Origin of the sequence: Oleomonas cavernae (assembly GCF_003590945.1) — a bacterium.
In the GTDB taxonomy this organism is placed as follows: Bacteria; Pseudomonadota; Alphaproteobacteria; order Zavarziniales; family Zavarziniaceae; genus Zavarzinia; species Zavarzinia cavernae.
Genome location: NZ_QYUK01000011.1, coordinates 1200713 through 1218442, shown reverse-complemented (window position 1 = coordinate 1218442; position 17730 = coordinate 1200713). Strand labels below are relative to the sequence as shown.

Here is a 17730-nt window from a genome sequence, read left to right as displayed (position 1 = left end):
AACCCCAACTTAAAGCGGCTGCGCAGGCGCCGCGTCACTTTGTTCGCCTTCGTCGACTTTAACGCATAAGGCGAAGCACATATACTCCGCGCCGCGAGGAAGCCCACCCTATTTTCGATACGCCCAGAATAAGGAATGGCCGATGGCCGATCAACACGGCAAAGACCAGCAGCCGATACCAGATCCAGCCGTTCTAGCCCGAAATATGGTGGAAATCGCCAAGCGGTGCCGGAAACTGGTGGCCGAGTTCATGGAACGGCAGGACATCGTCCGCAAGAACGTCAATTTCGACCCGTCGAACCTGGCCTCCGCCTATCTGGAGATGACGGCGAAGATCATCGCCAACCCCGGTCAGCTGCTGGATGCCCAGGTCAGGCTGTGGCGCGACTATGTCTCGCTTTTCCAGACTGCGACGAAACGCCTGCTGGGCGAAAAGCCCCAGCCGGTGATCGAGCCGGCCAAGGGCGACAAACGCTTCAAGGACGCGAGCTGGGAAGAGAATCAGGCCTTCGACTTCATCAAGCAGGCCTATCTGCTGTCAGCCCGCTGGATCCAGAGCACCGTCCACGACGTCGAGGGGATGGACCCCAAGACCAAGAAGAAGGTCGAATTCTATACCCGCCAGTTCATGGACGCGATCGCGCCCTCCAACTTCGTGCTGACCAACCCCGAAGTGCTGCGGGTCACGATCGAGAGCAACGGCGAGAACCTGGTGCGCGGCCTCGACCACGTGCTCGAGGACCTGGAGCGCGGCAAGGGCCGCCTCGACATCCGCATGACCGATCCCAATGCCTTCGAGGTCGGCCGGAATATCGCCGTCACCCCGGGCAAGGTGATTTTCCGCAACGACCTGATGGAGTTGCTGCAGTATGAGCCGGCGACCGAGAAGGTCTACAAGCGGCCCCTGCTGATCACCCCGCCCTGGATCAACAAGTTCTACATCCTGGACCTGAAGCCGCAGAATTCGTTCATCAAGTGGGCGGTCGACCACGGCTATACCGTGTTCGTCATCTCCTGGGTCAACCCGGACAGCAAGCTCGCCCAGATCGGCTTCGAGGGCTACATGAACCAGGGCCTGCTGGCGGCGCTCGACGCGGTCGAGCAGGCGACCGGCGAGCACCAGGTCAATGCCATCGGCTATTGCATCGGCGGCACCCTGACCGCGGCGACCCTGGCCTATCTCCAGACCATCGGCGACAAGCGCATCGCCGCCTGCACCTTCTTCGCCGCCCAGGTCGACTTTACCGAGGCCGGCGAGCTGTCGGTCTTCGTCGACGAGGACCAGCTCGAATTCCTGGCCGACCGGATGTCCGAGAAGGGCTATCTGGAAGGCGGCGACATGGCGCAGACCTTCAACATGCTGCGCGCCAACGACCTGATCTGGTCGTTCGTGGTGAACAACTATCTCCTCGGCCGCGACCCGTTCCCGTTCGACCTGTTGTTCTGGAACCAGGACGCGACGCGCATGCCGATCGCCATGCACATGTTCTACCTGCGCGAGTGCTATCAGAAGAACAAGCTGTCGCAGCCCGGCGGCATCACCATGAACAACGTGCCGATCCACCTGAACAAGGTGAAGGTGCCGCTCTATTTCGTGGCCAGCCGCGAGGATCACATCGCCCCTGCCCGCTCGGTCTTCCGGGGCGCGCGGATCTTCAAGAACAACGCCCGCCTGGTGCTGGCCGGCTCGGGCCACATCGCCGGCGTGATCAACCCGCCGGAAGCCAACAAGTACCAGCACTGGATCAACGACGACCTGGTCGGGGCCGAGAGCTTCGAGGACTGGCTGTCCAAGGCGACCGAGCACAAGGGCAGTTGGTGGCCGGATTGGGACCGCTGGATGTCCACCAAGTCGGGCGCCAAGATCGCCGCGCGTACCCCCGGCGACGGCAAGCTGCGCGTCCTGGACGATGCGCCGGGGACTTACGTGAAGATCAAGGCCTGACGCCATCGAAAGCCCTCTCCTCCGCGGGAGGAGAGGGTTGGGTGAGGAGGTCGTGGGTACAGGTCACCGGCATCTCGAAGCGGCCCGACCCACCTCCCCGACCCCTCCCCCCGCAAGCGGGCGGAGGGGGGAAAACAGCGTTCAGCCGCGGGCCTGGCGGCGATCGCCGCCCTGGGCCCGGCCGCTCGGGCGGCCCTGACCGCCCCGATTGTTCTGCTGCGGGCGGCCACTGCCGTGGTTCTGTTGCGGGCGGCCGCCATGGCCATGGGGCCGGGCCGGACGCGAGGCCGGTGCCGCATATTCGGCAGCGGCGTTGGGGTTCACCCGGCGATCGATCACCGGCAGCTTCTGGCGCGTGACCTTCTCGATATCGCGCAGATAGGCCTGCTCCTCACGGTCGCAGAACGAGATGGCGATGCCGGTCGCCCCGGCGCGCGCGGTGCGGCCGATGCGGTGGACATAGCTTTCCGGCACGTTGGGCAGCTCGAAATTGACGACATGGGTGATGCCGTCGACGTCGATGCCGCGCGCCGCGATATCGGTCGCGACCAGGACGCGGCAGCGCCCGCTCTTGAAACCATCGAGGGCACGCTCGCGCTGCCCCTGGCTCTTGTTGCCGTGGATCGCCGCGGCCGGGATGCCGGCCGCCTCGAGATATTCGCACACCCGGTCGGCGCCGCGCTTGGTGCGGGTGAAGACCAGGGCGCGCTTGGCCTCGGGCTTGCCGAGCAGTTCGATCAGCAGGCTGCGCTTGCCGCCGGCCTCGATCAGATAGACCTGCTGGGCGACGCGCTCGGCCGTGGTGGCGACCGGGGTCACTTCGACCTGCACCGGATCGCGCAGCATCTCGCCCGCCAGAGTCGCGATCTCGCGCGGCATGGTGGCCGAGAAGAACAGGCTCTGCCGGCGGCTGGGCACCTTGCTCAGGATCTTGCGGATCGGCAGCACGAAGCCCAGGTCCAGCATGTGATCGGCCTCGTCCAGCACGACCACTTCGCAGTGATCGAGACGGGCGGTGCCGCCTTCGACATGGTCGAGCAGGCGGCCGGGGGTGGCGACCAGGACGTCGACGCCGCGCGACAGGGCGCGGATCTGGCCGCTGTGGCTGACGCCGCCGACGACCACCGCGACGGTGATCTTGGCGTGGCGGCCATAGGTGCGGAAGCTGTCGCCGATCTGGGCGGCCAGTTCACGGGTGGGTGCCATGATCAGGACCCGGGCGGCCTTGGGCGGCGCCTTGGTCCCGCCCGAGATCAGGCGATTGAGGATGGGGAGCGCGAAAGCCGCGGTCTTGCCGGTGCCGGTCTGGGCAATACCCAGAATATCGCGGCCTTCGAGCAGGGAGGGAATGGCGCGCGCCTGGATCGGGGTGGGCGTGTCGTAACCCTCGTCCTTGAGGGCGCGGAGGATAGGCTCGGCCAGGCCGAGATCGGTAAACTGAGTCACTGAGGAAAAACTTCCCAAAAACAAGCCATCGGCACGCCCCTGGCCCACACAAGGCTCGAGCGTTGCCGCAAAGGCAGCTGCGGAGACATGCCCCGCGTGCCTGGGCTGTCGGATGGTTGGAATACTCGATGCGCTCAACAGGATGGACGTGGACACGTCCCTTACGCGGCTGGAGCGCCTGATGTCGGCGATACCGACGCAGGTCTTATTGCAGATGCGAAGGGATAAGTCAAATTATCCGCCAATGTACCAGCGCCACGGCTGATAGGTCATCGATCGGCCGAGGAGACTCTACATTTCTGTTGACTTCCACAGATCTGTTGACCACGCTATACTCATGAATGCCAGCGAACTCAGACGTCTTCTCTCAAAGAACGGCTGCACCTTCGAGGCCCACAAGGGCGGCAGCGGCCACGTGACGGTTCGTCGTGGCGATCGCACGTCGCAATTGCCGATGCATGGCTCCAACAAAGAACTCGGCACCGGCCTTGTGAACAAGATCCTCAAGGATCTGGGATTGAAATGATGCTCCTGTACCCTGTGATCCTGGTACCCGACGACAACGGCACGATGCTCGTGACCTCTCCCGCCTTTCCCGAACTCACCACCTTTGGTGATGACCGGGAGGATGCCCTGGCGCACGCTCGCGATGCCATGGAGGAAGCCATTGCGGCCAGGATGTCGAGGGGGAAGAGATCCCCGATGCTCTTGGGTCTGTCGACGACCTCAAGGCGTCGGCGGGCGACAGCAGTACCGCCGTGGTCAAATTGCCCACACAAACATCGATTAAGGTTGCTCTGTGGTCGGCCCTGCGCGTGGCCGGCATGACAAGGGCGGGGCTGGCGCGCCAACTGAATTGGCATAGGGAACAGGTCGATCGCCTTTTCCGGCTCGATCACGCCACCCAACTCGACCAGTTTGACGCCGCATTCGACGCCCTTGGCAAAGCACTCGTCGTTTCACCAGTTGTCAGTGCGAGGCCCGGGGCCACTCCACTGACCAGTGACATATCCTACGCACCCCTGCACGCGGTGGCGAAGACGTCGGCGGTTAGGGATGGGCCTGCCGCGAAGGCTCGTATGGCAAAGGGCGGCAAAATCAGCGGTGAAACGACCAGGAAGCCAGCGCTGAAGAAGTAATTCAGAGTTGCTGCCCCAGGATCCAGCCCTCCCAGCGCCTGATCTCATCGTCCTGCTCCGGCCCCGGCGTGCGCCGGCCCTCGACCACCTCGATCATGCCGAGCAGGCCGATCAGGGCGTCGAACGGATCCTCGCCCGAGTTGGAGGGGCCGAAGCCGTCGAGGATCGCGGCCCGTGCCGCAGCCTCGAAGATCACACCGTGGCGGCCTGTCCAGGCAATGATCGCTTCCGCCTTGGCCCGGCGATCGGCCTGCCGGCGCTTGCTCTCGCCCGAGCGAAAGCGGGCGCCGACGTGTCCGTAAGCCTCGCCCGGATAGGTCTCGCACAGGACGCAGCCGCCGGTCGCAGCCAGGGCCGCCAGGGTGCCGTCGAACGGCCACAGCCGGGCCCCCCGGGCCAGTGCGGGGCGGATCACGCCGCGCCAGCCGGTCAGCGCCGCCTTGCCGACCTGGTTGCCGCCCAACGTCCAGAACAGGGTGCTGGCGGCGCGGCGCTCGGCCGTCGCGCGTTCGCAGCGCCGATGCAGGGCGTCGAGTGCTGCGACACCGTGTGCCGCCAGCAGGTGGGGCTGTTTGGCACCGGTGGTGGAACGCCGGGGGTAGAAGGGCCGGTGCAGGCTGATCTGGGCAGGATCATCCGCTACCTCAAAGAACTGATGCCAAGGCCCTGAACCAAAAGCATTCAATGCTTCGCGAAAACTCTCGAATCCGGTGCGGGCGCCGTAGGCGGCCGGCAGGCCGATCGGGAAATCGAAGCCCGCCAGCACGCGGCCATCGAACAGTTCATCGACGAATTGTTCGAGCGGCGGCACCCGCCGCGGGCATGAAACGCGCCAGTGCCCCGCGGCCCGGCGCGCCGACGCGCACCAGCGCTTGCGCGCATCGACGCTCCAATCCGAATGGACCAGGCGCTCGAACATCTCTCCGGCCTCCGTCGCATCGGCGACCAGGGATCATAGCAAGAGAAAAGCCGGCCAGGCTCGCGCCGGGCCGGCTTGCACGTCGGGATCTCAGGCGATGAAGACGAAGTCGGCCGAGGTGACCTGGGATTGATCGATCCCGCTCAAGGTGATGGTCGAGATCGGCGTGGTGAACTTGATGATGGCGTTGCCGCCCGCATCCTCGGAAATCGTCATGCCGTCGGCAACCGCCGCGGCGAACGAGGCATAACCCTCGATCTGGATCCGGTCGGTTACATCCTCCCAGTCGACGATGGTGTCGCGGCCGAAGCTGACATCCGACACCGTGAAGATGAAGGTATCGCGATCGTTGTCGTCGCCGCCGCCATAGAGCAGGTCGTTGCCGGTACCGCCTTCGATACGATCGGTGCCGTCGTCGCCGAAGATGCTGTCGTTGCCGCCGTCGCCGAACAGGCGGTCGTATTCGTCGCCGCCGTTGATCGTGTCGATGCCGCTGCCGCCGGCGATGGTATCGCGGTCGCCCGCACCGGACAGGACGTTGTCGCTGGCATCGCCCTTGATATTGTTACGCGCTTGGTTGCCGGTGATGTCGCCATCGACATTGCCCACCGCGTTCATGTTCTCGATCGAATTGCCTTCGTCGAGCAGGAAGTCGCCCTTGATGTTGGCGGTGTCCGTGCCCTCGCCGTCGGCCTCGGTGATGCTGTCGACGCCATCGATGTAGTAGGTGTCGTTGCCCAGGCCGCCGGACGCGGTATCGTGAATACCCCCGTCCTGCAGATAGAACTTGTCGTTGCCGTCACCGCCGAAGAGCGCGTCGTTGCCCAGGCCGCCGGTCATGGAATCCGAACCGCCAAAGCCGTAGAGGACATCGTCGAGGTCATCGCCGGTGATGCGGTCGTTGCCGCCGAAGAACAGGCCGAGGAAGGCATTCGCGTCGAAGGCTTCGATCGTGGCGATGATGTCGACCACCGGCACGCTGAACTGGTTCAGGACGAACTGGACGAGGCCGTCGACCACCGAGGTCATCGATTTGACCGTGCCGCCGGTCGGCGTGCCATCGATGTCATAGGTGAAGCCGGTGCCGATCAGGTCGACATAATCGTCGGCATCGATGCGGATGCGCAGCTTGGTCGCCGTGCCCGGCTCGGCCTCGCCGAAGATCAGCGAGAGCGCCCAGGCATTCATATCGAGTTGGGTACGAACGCTCAGATTGGACATGTTTTGTGTCTCCCCCAGAGAACCGGCCGAGCGTAGCCCGGCACTTGATGATTATACGATGACTTTGGCCAGTGGCTCACCGGGTCGACGACCTTTTATGCCAAAAATGGCGATACCGCCCGCTTTTTGGCAACTATCTCAAAAGACAGAATTCCGGCGTTTTTTCAAGCCACTCAAAATCCCGGCATAAGTGGCTGAATCAATACTGCAAATTCGACCATCGACGTTCATGCTGCTGACGCAAATATTTTACGCAACTGCAGCATACTCTTTCAACCACTGGCCGGCCCGGTGTAACATGCGCCGGTCACGCGGGCTTGACGGGCGGGAGGCTCCGGCCTGATCGTCATCGGAAGCCGGGGGAACCGGCTGGGGGAGCGTTCGTCGATGCCTTTCGCCATCATCGTCCGGAATCTGCGGCTCGCCACCGGACTGATCCTGATCGTCTTCGTGGCCACCCATCTGATCACCCTCGCCCTGGGTCTCGACTCGCTGGCCGCCATGGAGGCCTGGCGTGCCACCCTGATGGGCCCCTGGTCCAGCCTGCCGGGCACCGCCCTGCTGCTGTTTGCCGCCGTCACCCATGCCGGCCTGGGCCTCTATTCGATCGCCCGCCGGCGCAGCCTGGCGCTCAGCCGCAGCGACCTGGTGCAGATGATCCTGGGCCTGCTGACCCCGCCCCTGCTGCTGGCCCACGTCCTGTTGACGCGGCTCAGCCTGGGCCTGGCGCCCGACATCGAGATCAGCTACGGCCTGATGCTGGTGATCTATTGGCGCCTCGCCCCCGACTATGCCATCCAGCAATTGCTGGTGGTGGTGCTGGTCTGGGTCCACGGCGCGATCGGCCTCTATGGCTGGATGGTGCTGAAACCCGCCTGGACGCGGCTGGGCCGGGTGGTGCTGCCGCTGCTCTTCGCGGTGCCGATCCTGGCCCTGCTGGGCTTCGTCGAGGCGGGCAAGGCCGCCCTGGCCCGCTTTGCCGGGGATGAGGCATTCCACGGCGCGGTCACCGCCAACGTGGTCCGGCTGGCGGCGGTGAAGCCGCAGCTCGATACCGTCCAGGCCCAGGTCCTGACCGTCTACTGGGCGATCGCCCTGGCGGTCTTCGCCCTGGTCGGCTGGCGCGTCTTCCGCAGCCGCTTCCGCACCCTGCACGTCACCTATGACGACGGCCGCGTGGCCAGGGGCCGGCGCGGCCTGACCGTGCTGGAGGTCAGCCGCCTGGCCGCCGTGCCCCATGCCCATGTCTGCGCCGGACGCGGCCGCTGCGGCACCTGTCGCATTACGCTCGACCAGGGCACGCTGTCGCCGCCGGGCGCGATCGAGGCGCACGCGCTGGCCCTGCTGCACGCCGGCGCCGGCGTGCGCCTGGCCTGCCAGGCGCGGCTGCGGGACGGCGATGTCGCGGTGACCCGCCTGCTCCCGGCCTATGTCGGGGCCGAGGCCGCCCGCGCGCCCGAAGACTGGGCGCCGCGCGGCGCGGCGGAACCCGTCCAATGAGAGGGCACGCCCGCTTGCTTGCGGCTGCCGGCGCCGTGCTGCTGCCCGGCCTGGCCCGAGCGCAGGCCGGCGGTGCCGCCATGCCCGACATGACCATGGACCTGCTGGCACAGGCGCGCGCCAGGCTGTGGACCATCATCGAGCACCTGGTCGCCGCGCCGGCCGAATGGCAGCGCCTGGGCGGCCAGGTCAGCGCCGGGATGATGAGCGGCGAAGGGGTGCGCGCGGTCGCCTATCTGCTGATCCTGCTGGTGGTGGGCGGCGGCCTGGAATGGCTCTACTGGACCTATGCGATCCCCGCCCGCCGCGCCCTGGAGGCGACCCCGGCGGGATCGCCGCGCCGGGTGCTGCTGCTGGGCCTGCGCCGGCTGTGGCTGAAGTTCTTCGGCCTCGTCGTGTTCACCGTGGCGATCCTGGGCACCACCGCCGCCCTCACCTGGCCGCCCGGGGTCGAGGATACGGTGGTGACCGTGACCTTGATGCTGGTCGCCATCCGTCTCGTGTGGCTGGCCATCGACCTGCTGCTGGCGCCGGGCGCCCCGGCCCTGCGCCTGGTGCCGGTCGAGTCCCAGGCCGTCCTGCCGGCCGCCGTTGCGACGCTGGCGGTGGCAGGCCTGCTGGTCACCGGGCATTTCCTGCCCGGCCTGATCGAGCGCACCCTGCAGGCGCCGCATTTTGCCGCGACGCTGAGCCTGTTCTGCGCCACGGCGACCATGCTCCTGCTGCTGGGCCTGTGCCTGGGCATCCTGGCGCCGGCCGACCGGGTGCGCAGCCGCCTGCGCGCCGGCCGCCTGCCGCGCTTCCCGCGCGCCTTCTTCGCCGCCTGCCTGGTGCTGCTGGTCTATCTCCTGTGGCTGGTGGGCAGCGGCGACGCGGCCGTGATCGTGGCGGACATCGCCGTGATCCTGGCCCTGCAGACGATGCTTCACGACGCCGTGTTCTCGTTCTGGCGCGAGGAGATCGCGGCCGAGGCATTGATGGACGCGGACGACCGGGTGGGGCGGCCCGATCCGGCCCTGGTGCCATCCCTGGTGTTACCGGTGGCCCGCCTCGTGGTGGTGCTGCTGGGCCTGGGCGTCGCGGCGCTGGCCCTGGCCTCGCCGCTGGCCGACATGGCGATGCGCGGCGAACGCAGCCCCCTGCTCGACTTCGGGCTCAACGTCCTGGGCGTGGTGGCCCTCGGCCTGCTGGCCGACCTCGCCTGGATCGCGACCAAGTCGACCATCGACCATCGCCTGGCCCAGATCGGCCCGATCGACCCCCATGCCGGCGAGGTCGGCCCCAATGCCCGGCTGGTCACCCTGCTGCCGCTGCTGCGCACCACGGCGGCGGTAGTGCTGATCATCGTCTTCGCCTTTAGCGCCATGTGGGCGCTGGGGATCGAGGTAACCCCCCTGCTCGCCAGTGCCGGCGTCGTCGGCATCGCGCTGGGCTTCGGCACCCAGACCCTGGTGCGCGACATCATCACCGGCATCTTCTACCTGGCCGAGGACGTCTTCCGCATCGGCGAATATATCGAGAGCGGCGCCGCCACCAAGGGCACGGTCGAGCGCATCACCCTGCGCACCGTCGCCCTGCGCCACCACAACGGTCCCTTGCATTTCGTGCCCTTCGGCGACCTGGGCACGGTGCGCAACACCTCGCGCGACTGGGTGATCATCAAGTTCAACATCCCCCTGCCGCTCGACGTCGACAGCGAGAAGGTGCGCAAGCTGATCAAGAAGGTGGGCGAGACCATGCTGCTCGATCCCGAGATCGGCCCGATGATCCGCGAGCCCTTGAAGGGCAAGCTCTATCGCATCGACCCCGGCGTCAAAATCTTCCGCTGCAAATTCGAGACGGCGCCGGGCAAGCAGTTCGACGTCCGCGCCCTCGCCTACAAGCAGTTGGAGTCCGCCCTGCGCGCCGCCGGGATCCCGTTCGCGGATTTCCAGGGCGCGGGGCCGACCCCGGTACTGGGCGGCGAGGATCAACGGTGATGGCAGCAGTGCGGAAAAACCGCCACCGCCATCAGGCCGCCCGCAACGGCTCGATCTTGGCCAGTTCGTCCTTGAGCTGCTGCCCCAGCACGGCCACGTCGTAGTTGGCCTGAAGGTTCAGCCAGAAGGCCGGAGAATTGTCGAACAGGCGCCCCAGGCGCAGCGCGATGTTCGACGTAACGGGCTGCTTCTCTCGCAGAATGTCGTAGAGCGACTGCCGGGAGATGTGAAGCCGCGCCGCCACCGCGGTCTTGGACAGGCCGGTGGCGGGCAGGATTTCCTCACGGAGCAGCTCGCCAGGGTGCATCGGGGCAAGGTTCGTGGTCATCAGTGATAGTCCTCTATGTCGACATCGATGGCGCCGCCGTCCCAAGCCCAGGTGAGCCGGTAATTGCCGGTCACCCATACCGACCAGCGGCTCGGGATGGGCTGAAGGGCGTGAAAGTTCATGCCAGGCAGGTTCATATCCTCAGGCCTCGTCGCGGCGTCCAAGGCGAACAACAGGCGCCGTAGCCGGGCGTGGTTTTGGACCGGCAGCTTCCTGCCGACTCCCTTGGCCCAAAAGGCTTCGAGGGGTTTTGATCGAAACGACTTGATCATGAATGTAAGGTATTACCTTACGAGATTGGTGTAAAGCATCACCTTACGGCCCGAACCCGCGCTACGCCGGCGGGTAGCAATTATGCGAGGAGGCTGCATTGGGTTTACCGTGGCAACATGTGTGGACGCCACACACCACCATGCGTGGCGCCAATCATGCAGCTTTTCAGGCTGACAGACCCAGGTTACGGCATGAACAATCGAACCCAGGACGACCGCATCCTGACTGTCATCGTGAGCCCGGATGGGGAGCAAAGCGTCCTTATCGTACAGCGACCGGACGGCGCCTTTTCATACCGAAGGCAGTGGCTGGCATCGGCGAAGACCAACGACCCTGACAGCCCAATTGTCGCGGCTGGCGAGGGGTCGGGAGAAGCATGGGGACCACCTGGACCCTATTGCGGGATCTATGACTCAGTCGAAACGGCAACCAATGAGGCCTTTTGCTGCGTTCCTTGGCTGCACCACACGGAAACGGCGGCTCACGGCTAAGACCGGTATGCGGGCAACAGCGCAGTCGGACCACGCTGGTGCCGAACACAGGCCAGGAACACTGTAAAAGGCGGGAAATCTGGCGGAGTCGGAGGGATTCGAACCCTCGATAGGGGTTTACCCCCTATAACGGTTTAGCAAACCGCCGCCTTCAGCCGCTCGGCCACGACTCCGCAAGGCGCCTTGTTTAGCTGCCCCGTTCGGTGAAGTCAACGAGGTGGGGCGCTAGACTTTCAGCCGGAAGTGGAAGCTCGACACGTGCATGCCGCGGGCGAAGTAGAAGGCATGGGCCCCTGCCCGCTGCACCCCGGAATCGAGGTCCAGTTCGCTGCACCCCAGGCGCCTGGCCTCTGCCACCAGCCAGGCCATCAAGACCGTGCCGTCGCCCTTGCCACGCCGGGCCTCGGTGGTCACCAGATCGTCGACATAGAGCTTCAGCCCGGCATAGAGCGTCTCGTAAACCCGGAACCCGGCGACCGCCACCGGCACCCCGGCCTCGTCCGCCGTCCAGACCAGGCGGAAACCGCCGGCGCGCATGCCCGAGACCCGCGTGGCGAGGTCTTCCGGGCCGGTCAGGTGCTGGCGCAACTGCACCACGACGGGAAACAGGGCACGGACCTCGTCATCGGTCCGCGCTTCGAAAACAGGACGGGTCATCAGCGGGCTTTCTGTCCAATCGGTCGCCGGCCACACGATAGCCGTGGAGGCCGGTCGAGGCGACAGCGCCTGTCGCAGAGCAGCCAAACAAAACCCCGCGACGTCGCCGTCGCGGGGTTTTGAAGCGCGAGCCCTGAGGGCTCAGGCGGCCTGGAGGTTTACCGCCGAGACCTTGCCCTGCTTGCCCTTCTCGAGCTCGAAGCTGATCTTCTGGCCTTCCTGAAGGTTGCCGAGCGTCGAACGCTCAACCGCCGAGATATGCACGAAGACATCCTTCGAGCCGTCGTCGGGAACGATAAAGCCGAAGCCCTTCACGGAATTGAACCACTTAACGGTGCCGGTCGTCATGTCGATTAGTCTTTCAGTGTCGTCAGTCATCCCGCGGGGATCCGCAGGACGGAACATATTTCAATGTCGGGAAGGGATCGGGGCCGAGGACAGAGCGTCGGCACAAGTCGCCCCACGTCGAAACGTGAACGGAGGGAGAATGCGGGGAAAGACAATTATCCACAAGAGGTAATAGAGGGCGCCGGTCAGCCATGCGCTGCCGAGAGCACGGGCGCGCTTGGAGCCCGATTTGAAACGTCCATTTCTCGTCATCCCGGACGGAGCGCAGCGCAGATCCGGGATCTTTGGACCAGCGTTTCCGGTACTTACGCGTCATGAGATCCCGGCTCTTCGGCCGGGATGACGAATTCTCAAACAGGCATCTACCCCTGCAGCTTCTTCAGCAGGATCTCGTTCACCGCGGCGGGGTTGGCCTTGCCCTGGGTCGCCTTCATCACCTGGCCGACGAAGAAGCCGAACAGCTTGTCCTTGCCGGAACGGTATTCGGCGACCTTGTCGGCGTGTCTGTCCAGCACCTCGTCGATCGATTTCTCGATCGAGCCGGTGTCGGTGACCTGGCGCAGGCCTTGTCTCTCGACGATGGCGGCCGGTTCCTCGCCGGTCTCGACCATGGCCTCGAACACTTCCTTGGCGATGCGGCCGGAAATGGTGTTGTCGGCGATCAGGTCGATCAACCCGCCCAGCGCCTGGGCCGAAACCGGGCTGTCGACCACGCTCTTACCCAAGCGGTTCAGCATGGCGAAGTAGTCGCCCATGATCCAGGCGGCGGCGAGCTTGGAATCGCGGCCCTTGGCCACCGCCTCGAAGAAGTCGGCCGGCTCGCGCTCGGCCACCAGCACGGCGGCGTCATAGGGCTTGATGCCATAGTCGGCGACCAGGCGCGCCTTCTTCTCGTCGGGCAGTTCCGGCAGGCCGGCCGCGATGGCCTCGACCCAGGCGGGATCGAGTTCCAGGGGCAGCAGGTCGGGATCGGGGAAGTAGCGATAGTCGTGCGCCTCTTCCTTCGAGCGCATGGAACGGGTGACGCCCTTGGTCGAATCGAACAAGCGGGTTTCCTGCTTGATGGTGCCGCCATCCTCGATCACGTCGATCTGGCGCCGCGCCTCGTATTCGATCGCCGCGCGGACGAAACGGATCGAGTTCACGTTCTTGATCTCGCAGCGCGTGCCCAGGTCGCCGCCCGGCCGGCGCACCGAGACGTTCACGTCGGCACGCATGGAGCCTTCCTCCATATTGCCGTCGCAGGTGCCTAAGTACCGCAGCACGGTGCGCAGCTTGGTCAGGTACAGCGCCGCCTCCTCCGACGAGCGCATGTCAGGCTCGGAGACGATTTCCATCAGCGCCACGCCGGCCCGGTTCAGGTCGACGAAGGTGAGGTTGGGATGCTGGTCGTGCAGGCTCTTGCCCGCATCCTGTTCCAGGTGCAGGCGGGTGATGCCGATCTCGCGCGTCGAGCCGTCGGGCATGTCGAGCAGCAGGCGCCCCTCGCCCACGATGGGGTCCTTGAACTGCGAGATCTGATAGCCGTTGGGCAGGTCGGCGTAGAAGTAATTCTTGCGGTCGAAGCGCGACCAATAGTTGATCTTGGCCTTCAGCCCCAGGCCGGTGCGCACGGCCTGTTCCACGCAATGGTCGTTGATCACCGGCAGCATGCCGGGGAAACCGGCATCGACCAGGCTGACCTGGGAATTGGGTGCCGAACCGAAATCGGTCGCGGCGCCCGAGAACAGCTTGGCATTGGACAGGACCTGGGCGTGGACCTCGAGCCCCAGCACCACTTCCCAATCGCCGGTTGCACCCTTGATGTAATTGCTCATGGCTCAGGCCCTCCACCAGGCGGCGGGTTTGGCGGTGAAATTCGCCGCCCGTTCCAGCGCGTAACCGACATTGAGCACGCCGGGCTCGTCGAAGGCCTTGCCGATCACCTGCAGGCCCAGCGGCAGGCCGTCGCCCGACAGGCCGGCCGGCACCGACATGGCCGGCAGGCCGGCCAAGTTGGCGGTGACGGTGAAGACGTCGTTCAGGTACATGGCGACCGGATCGTCGGCATTCTCGCCCGTGGCGAAGGCGGCCGAGGGGGTGGTCGGGCCGACGATGGCGTCGACCGTCTCGAAGGCCCGCTCGAAATCCCGCGCGATCAGGCTGCGCAGGCGCTGCGCCCGCGTGTAATAGGCATCGTAGTAGCCGGCCGAGAGGACATAGGTGCCGATCAGGATGCGCCGGCGCACTTCCTTGCCGAAACCCTCGGCCCGCGTGTTCTCGTACATCTGGGTCAGGTCCTTGCCCGGCACGCGCAGGCCGAAACGCACGCCGTCGTAGCGGGCGAGGTTGGACGAGGCCTCGGCCGGGGCCACGATGTAATAGGCCGGCAGGGCGTATTTCGTGTGGGGCAGCGAGACCTCGACGATTTCGGCACCGGCATCGCGCAGCCAGTCCAGGCCCTTGGCCCACAGCGCCTCGATCTCCTGGGGCATGCCGTCGACCCGGTATTCCTTAGGCACACCGATGCGTTTGCCGCGCAGGTCGCCGGTCAGCGCCGCCTCGTAATCGGGCACGTCCACCGGCACGCTGGTCGAATCCTTGGGGTCGTGACCGGCCATGGATTTCAGCATGATGGCGGCATCGCGCACCGTCTTGGTCATCGGCCCGGCCTGGTCCAGCGACGAGGCGAAGGCGACGATGCCGAAGCGCGAGCAGCGGCCATAGGTCGGCTTGATCCCGACAATGCCCGTGAAAGCCGCCGGCTGGCGGATCGAACCGCCGGTGTCGGTACCGGTCGCGGCCAGGCACAGGTCCGCCGCGACCGCGGCGGCCGAACCGCCCGACGAGCCGCCGGGCACCAGCGGGGCATTGTCGCCCGCCCGGCGCCAGGGGTTGATCACGCCGCCGTGATAGGAGGTCTCGTTGGACGAGCCCATGGCGAATTCATCCATGTTCAGCTTGCCCAGCAAAGTCGCCCCGTCGCGCCACAGATTGGCGGTGACGGAGGATTCATAGGTCGGCTTAAAACCGTCCAGAATGTGGGAGCCGGCGGTGGTCAGCACGCCCTTGGTACAGAACAGGTCCTTGATGCCCAGCGCCAGGCCTTCCAGCGGCCGCGCCTCGCCGCGGCCCAGGCGCACGTCGGCGGCCTCGGCCTGGGCCAGGGCCAGGTCGGCGGTCTCGGTAATATAGGCATTGAGGACGCGCGCGCCCTCGATCGCCGCGACCTGGGCCTTGGCCAGTTCGACGGCGGAGAAGTCGCGGGCACGCAGCCCATCGCGGGCCGCGGCCAGGGTAAGCTTGGTCAGATCCGACGCCATCACTCGACCACCTTCGGCACGGTAAAGAAGCTTTCCAGCCGGTTGGGGGCATTGGCCAGCACCACTTCCGGGTCACCGCCATCGGTGATCACGTCGGCGCGGCGCGGCAGCTTCACATGGACGACACTGGTCATGGGCTCGACGCCCGAAACGTCGACGGCCTGGAGTTGCTCGACAAAGCCCAGGATACCGTTCACCTCGGCCGCCAGGGCCGGCAGGTCGGCCTCGTCGACACGCAGGCGCGCCAGATGCGCAATCTTCTTTACGGTGGCGGGATCGACCGACATTTCTTGAATTCCCGAAAAATGCAGGGGCGGAACCTAGCAATGTGGGGTGCCCGATGGCAAGGCGCACGGGAAACAGGCGCCGGCGAAGCTATGGGTTCGCCCTGATGTAGTCCAGCATCGCCGCCGTCGCATCGGTTCGAAATTGCCCCGGGCAGTATCCTTTGCAGAATTGAATATGGCACTGGTCGGCTAAAGCCAAACGTGCCAACGGACCGAAGTGGCTCAGCTTGTCAATACCCGCCAACACCTCTGCCCTGACATTGTCCCACTCAAGAATCATCCCGTGGACCTCGCCGTACAGCATTCCCGAGGCCCACCACCAGCCCCTTGTGCCATTCGGCTTTCTTGCAAATGGCTTGATCGGACCGTTTCCAGCCGTCTGGTAGTAGTTTTTGAGGATGACGGCATCGACGGGAAACTTCATAACCTCTGGTTTGCCGCCTCCTGGCAAGACGAAACTCGGGTCGTTACGGGGGATGACCTGGCCGACTCCATTCGCGACCGCCGGCTGGCGGCCAAGGGGAAATATGGGCAGGTCGCCGAGGCCGATGTAGGCAAGACGGCCGAAGCCGGAGGCCTTGAGCTTGGCCGCGACGGCGAGCGCCACAAAACATCCCGAACTATAGCCCATCAGACAAATGGCGCCTGCCTTGGCGCTGTGCTTGGCCTGAGCCGCTTTGATGAATTTGATGATGTCGTCGGCCATCCAGGCACAGTCGCCGCTATCGCTCGCGTTGCTGGAACCGGTGCAATATCGAACCAACACCCTGCTCCCGCCCGGATGTCCGCTGCCATCTACGGCCAATTGCGCTGTGGGATCATCTATCGGCGCTCTTACCGAACTGAGGTATGGGTCGTGCGCCCCGGTAAATCCGATACTGAAGTCCACAAATGATGTCATGATCTTGACGCCCTGCTTAACGCCGCGCCATGCGCTCGTAGGTCGCCATTTCACGATCCAAGGCGGCGATTGTCATCTTGCCCACGATGTCATCTGCCGATTGCTGATAACTGTGGTTCACGATATTTCGTCTGGTCTTGTAGGTGAGAACGGCGCGTGCCGTCGTTGGGCCATAGGTCATGGCCTGCATCTCGCGCCCATCGATCCTGGCGCCGTCGAGAAGCACCAAGGCGTATTGAACCAGGGCGACGAAGAACCCCTCGCACCCCGGCGTTACATGGGCCGCATGATCGACCAGACAGGCTTGCAGACGTCGATCGGACGCAAACAAGTTCGACCTCATCCCCGACATCAACGCCCCCGATGACCTGCGATGCTACCCTGTCTCGCACCATGTCGGCCTCCACACGGAATGGCAACCGGCGATCCATCCTGTGCAGCAGCGACGTGCCAAATAACGGCATGCCAGTGCCGACGATCACGCGACAGGCGAAAAATCCAGGCTCGCCACAGGCTCGAAACCCGCCGTCATCCCGGCGCAGACCGGGCGGCGACCCGGAATCTTCCGGCCAGCGTTCCCAGCGTCTGGACCGGAGAAAGGTCCCGACTCAAGGCCGGGACGACTTGTGAGGGGTGCGGTCAGCCCGGCTGGATGGTGCAGCCGCAGATGGGACAGGCCTGCGCGGCGCTCAAGCGTCGCCGTCCTGCCCCAACTCCTCATCGACGATGGCGTCGATGCTTCTGCTGGACGTGCCGCCCGACAGGCCTTCGGCAATCCGTTGGCCGAGTAGCGTTTGCAGTTCCCGCCACGCCGCCTCCTCGCCTGCGTAGGCGGGAAACAGCCGCTCGATCGCATATTGCCTGATCGTCTTGCCCTGCAACGCGGCCAAGGCCTTCAGGCTCTGGTGCTGCTGTTCGGTAATGTCGATGGTCAAGCGGCTCATGGCAGTGGCCTCACGATTTACGGAAACCCACATTACCGCAAATGTGGGTT

General features: G+C 65.2%; 18 protein-coding genes and 1 tRNA gene. 5 read left to right on the top strand and 14 right to left on the bottom strand.

The genetic code is table 11. The features are described from left to right. Positions 1-142 precede the first annotated feature (142 nt). Positions 143-1945 carry a PHA/PHB synthase family protein gene (locus D3874_RS09560; RefSeq protein WP_119777889.1) on the top strand — a complete coding sequence of 601 codons (1803 nt, stop codon included), beginning with the start codon at positions 143-145 and terminating at the stop codon, positions 1943-1945. Positions 1946-2086: 141 nt separating this feature from the next. On the opposite strand, the gene D3874_RS09555 is transcribed toward D3874_RS09560, so the two are convergent. Next, complete coding sequence (locus D3874_RS09555) at positions 2087-3391, bottom strand: DEAD/DEAH box helicase (RefSeq protein WP_119777888.1); 1305 nt, start codon at positions 3389-3391, stop codon at positions 2087-2089. A gap of 337 nt (positions 3392-3728) precedes the next feature. Here D3874_RS09555 and D3874_RS09550 point away from each other — a divergent pair, with 337 nt between their 5' ends. Then, a complete protein-coding gene (locus D3874_RS09550) occupies positions 3729-3917 on the top strand; it encodes a type II toxin-antitoxin system HicA family toxin (RefSeq protein WP_119777887.1) in 189 nt (62 codons plus the stop codon). Between the two features lie 232 nt (positions 3918-4149). Then, positions 4150-4530, top strand: coding sequence for a hypothetical protein (locus tag D3874_RS29190; RefSeq protein ID WP_199699003.1), 381 nt, complete (start codon positions 4150-4152; stop codon positions 4528-4530). Between the two features lies 1 nt (position 4531). Here D3874_RS29190 and D3874_RS09540 read toward each other — a convergent pair whose 3' ends face one another. Together D3874_RS09540 and D3874_RS09535 are read right to left on the bottom strand one after the other, a co-directional pair. After that, positions 4532-5449, bottom strand: a complete 918-nt coding sequence (locus tag D3874_RS09540) for a DUF429 domain-containing protein (RefSeq protein ID WP_119777886.1) — start codon at positions 5447-5449, stop codon at positions 4532-4534. 90 nt (positions 5450-5539) lie between these two features. Next, positions 5540-6670: a calcium-binding protein gene (locus D3874_RS09535; protein ID WP_147385598.1), complete on the bottom strand. Its 1131-nt coding sequence runs from the start codon at positions 6668-6670 to the stop codon at positions 5540-5542. Between the two features lie 387 nt (positions 6671-7057). Here D3874_RS09535 and D3874_RS09530 point away from each other — a divergent pair, with 387 nt between their 5' ends. Together D3874_RS09530 and D3874_RS09525 are read left to right on the top strand one after the other, a co-directional pair. After that, positions 7058-8170, top strand: coding sequence for a 2Fe-2S iron-sulfur cluster-binding protein (locus D3874_RS09530; RefSeq protein ID WP_119777884.1), 1113 nt, complete (start codon positions 7058-7060; stop codon positions 8168-8170). Positions 8171-8184: 14 nt separating this feature from the next. Continuing rightward, the gene (locus D3874_RS09525) at positions 8185-10149 is read left to right on the top strand and encodes a mechanosensitive ion channel family protein (protein ID WP_119777883.1); all 1965 of its coding nucleotides are present in this window, start codon (positions 8185-8187) and stop codon (positions 10147-10149) included. A 31-nt stretch (positions 10150-10180) separates the two neighbouring features. Here D3874_RS09525 and D3874_RS09520 read toward each other — a convergent pair whose 3' ends face one another. The 11 genes from D3874_RS09520 to D3874_RS09470 form a co-directional block, all read right to left on the bottom strand. Beyond that, entirely contained in the window at positions 10181-10477 is a 297-nt protein-coding gene (locus D3874_RS09520) for a HigA family addiction module antitoxin (RefSeq protein WP_119777882.1), read from the bottom strand. After that, a complete protein-coding gene (locus D3874_RS09515; RefSeq protein ID WP_119777881.1) occupies positions 10477-10749 on the bottom strand; it encodes a type II toxin-antitoxin system RelE/ParE family toxin in 273 nt (90 codons plus the stop codon). Before D3874_RS09515 ends, D3874_RS09520 begins: the two co-directional genes overlap by 1 nt. A 572-nt stretch (positions 10750-11321) precedes the next feature. Next, a tRNA-Ser gene (locus tag D3874_RS09510) sits at positions 11322-11414 on the bottom strand. Positions 11415-11466: 52 nt separating this feature from the next. Then, positions 11467-11898, bottom strand: coding sequence for a GNAT family N-acetyltransferase (locus tag D3874_RS09505; RefSeq protein WP_119777880.1), 432 nt, complete (start codon positions 11896-11898; stop codon positions 11467-11469). 141 nt (positions 11899-12039) lie between these two features. After that, positions 12040-12246 (bottom strand): cold-shock protein, encoded by a 207-nt coding sequence (locus tag D3874_RS09500; RefSeq protein WP_119777879.1) that lies wholly within the window; start codon positions 12244-12246, stop codon positions 12040-12042. A 362-nt stretch (positions 12247-12608) separates the two neighbouring features. Then, positions 12609-14063, bottom strand: coding sequence for an Asp-tRNA(Asn)/Glu-tRNA(Gln) amidotransferase subunit GatB (gene gatB, locus D3874_RS09495; RefSeq protein ID WP_119777878.1), 1455 nt, complete (start codon positions 14061-14063; stop codon positions 12609-12611). 3 nt (positions 14064-14066) lie between these two features. Further along, positions 14067-15548, bottom strand: a complete 1482-nt coding sequence (gene gatA, locus D3874_RS09490; protein ID WP_119777877.1) for an Asp-tRNA(Asn)/Glu-tRNA(Gln) amidotransferase subunit GatA — start codon at positions 15546-15548, stop codon at positions 14067-14069. Then, on the bottom strand, positions 15548-15835 hold the full coding sequence (gatC, locus tag D3874_RS09485; RefSeq protein WP_119777876.1) for an Asp-tRNA(Asn)/Glu-tRNA(Gln) amidotransferase subunit GatC: 288 nt from the start codon (positions 15833-15835) through the stop codon (positions 15548-15550). The genes gatA and gatC overlap by 1 nt, the downstream gene beginning before the upstream one ends. Before the next feature lie 88 nt (positions 15836-15923). Continuing rightward, entirely contained in the window at positions 15924-16541 is a 618-nt protein-coding gene (locus tag D3874_RS09480; RefSeq protein WP_119777875.1) for a hypothetical protein, read from the bottom strand. Between the two features lie 211 nt (positions 16542-16752). Further along, complete coding sequence (locus D3874_RS09475) at positions 16753-17067, bottom strand: peptidoglycan-binding domain-containing protein (protein ID WP_147385597.1); 315 nt, start codon at positions 17065-17067, stop codon at positions 16753-16755. Between the two features lie 358 nt (positions 17068-17425). Next, positions 17426-17680 (bottom strand): antitoxin, encoded by a 255-nt coding sequence (locus tag D3874_RS09470; protein WP_119777873.1) that lies wholly within the window; start codon positions 17678-17680, stop codon positions 17426-17428. Positions 17681-17730 lie beyond the last annotated feature (50 nt).

Bases quoted from the DNA above. Each gene is read 5' to 3' on its own strand.
- D3874_RS09560 (WP_119777889.1), top strand. From the start codon at position 143: ATGGCCGATCAACACGGCAAAGACCAGCAGCCGATACCAGATCCAGCC.
- gatA (WP_119777877.1), bottom strand. From the start codon at position 15,548: ATGGCGTCGGATCTGACCAAGCTTACCCTGGCCGCGGCCCGCGATGGG.
- gatB (WP_119777878.1), bottom strand. From the start codon at position 14,063: ATGAGCAATTACATCAAGGGTGCAACCGGCGATTGGGAAGTGGTGCTG.
- D3874_RS09520 (WP_119777882.1), bottom strand. From the start codon at position 10,477: ATGACCACGAACCTTGCCCCGATGCACCCTGGCGAGCTGCTCCGTGAG.
- D3874_RS09535 (WP_147385598.1), bottom strand. From the start codon at position 6,670: ATGTCCAATCTGAGCGTTCGTACCCAACTCGATATGAATGCCTGGGCG.
- D3874_RS09480 (WP_119777875.1), bottom strand. From the start codon at position 16,541: ATGGCCGACGACATCATCAAATTCATCAAAGCGGCTCAGGCCAAGCAC.
- D3874_RS09530 (WP_119777884.1), top strand. From the start codon at position 7,058: ATGCCTTTCGCCATCATCGTCCGGAATCTGCGGCTCGCCACCGGACTG.
- D3874_RS09540 (WP_119777886.1), bottom strand. From the start codon at position 5,449: ATGTTCGAGCGCCTGGTCCATTCGGATTGGAGCGTCGATGCGCGCAAG.
- D3874_RS09550 (WP_119777887.1), top strand. From the start codon at position 3,729: ATGAATGCCAGCGAACTCAGACGTCTTCTCTCAAAGAACGGCTGCACC.
- D3874_RS09505 (WP_119777880.1), bottom strand. From the start codon at position 11,898: ATGACCCGTCCTGTTTTCGAAGCGCGGACCGATGACGAGGTCCGTGCC.
- D3874_RS09515 (WP_119777881.1), bottom strand. From the start codon at position 10,749: ATGATCAAGTCGTTTCGATCAAAACCCCTCGAAGCCTTTTGGGCCAAG.
- D3874_RS09500 (WP_119777879.1), bottom strand. From the start codon at position 12,246: ATGACGACCGGCACCGTTAAGTGGTTCAATTCCGTGAAGGGCTTCGGC.
- D3874_RS09470 (WP_119777873.1), bottom strand. From the start codon at position 17,680: ATGAGCCGCTTGACCATCGACATTACCGAACAGCAGCACCAGAGCCTG.
- gatC (WP_119777876.1), bottom strand. From the start codon at position 15,835: ATGTCGGTCGATCCCGCCACCGTAAAGAAGATTGCGCATCTGGCGCGC.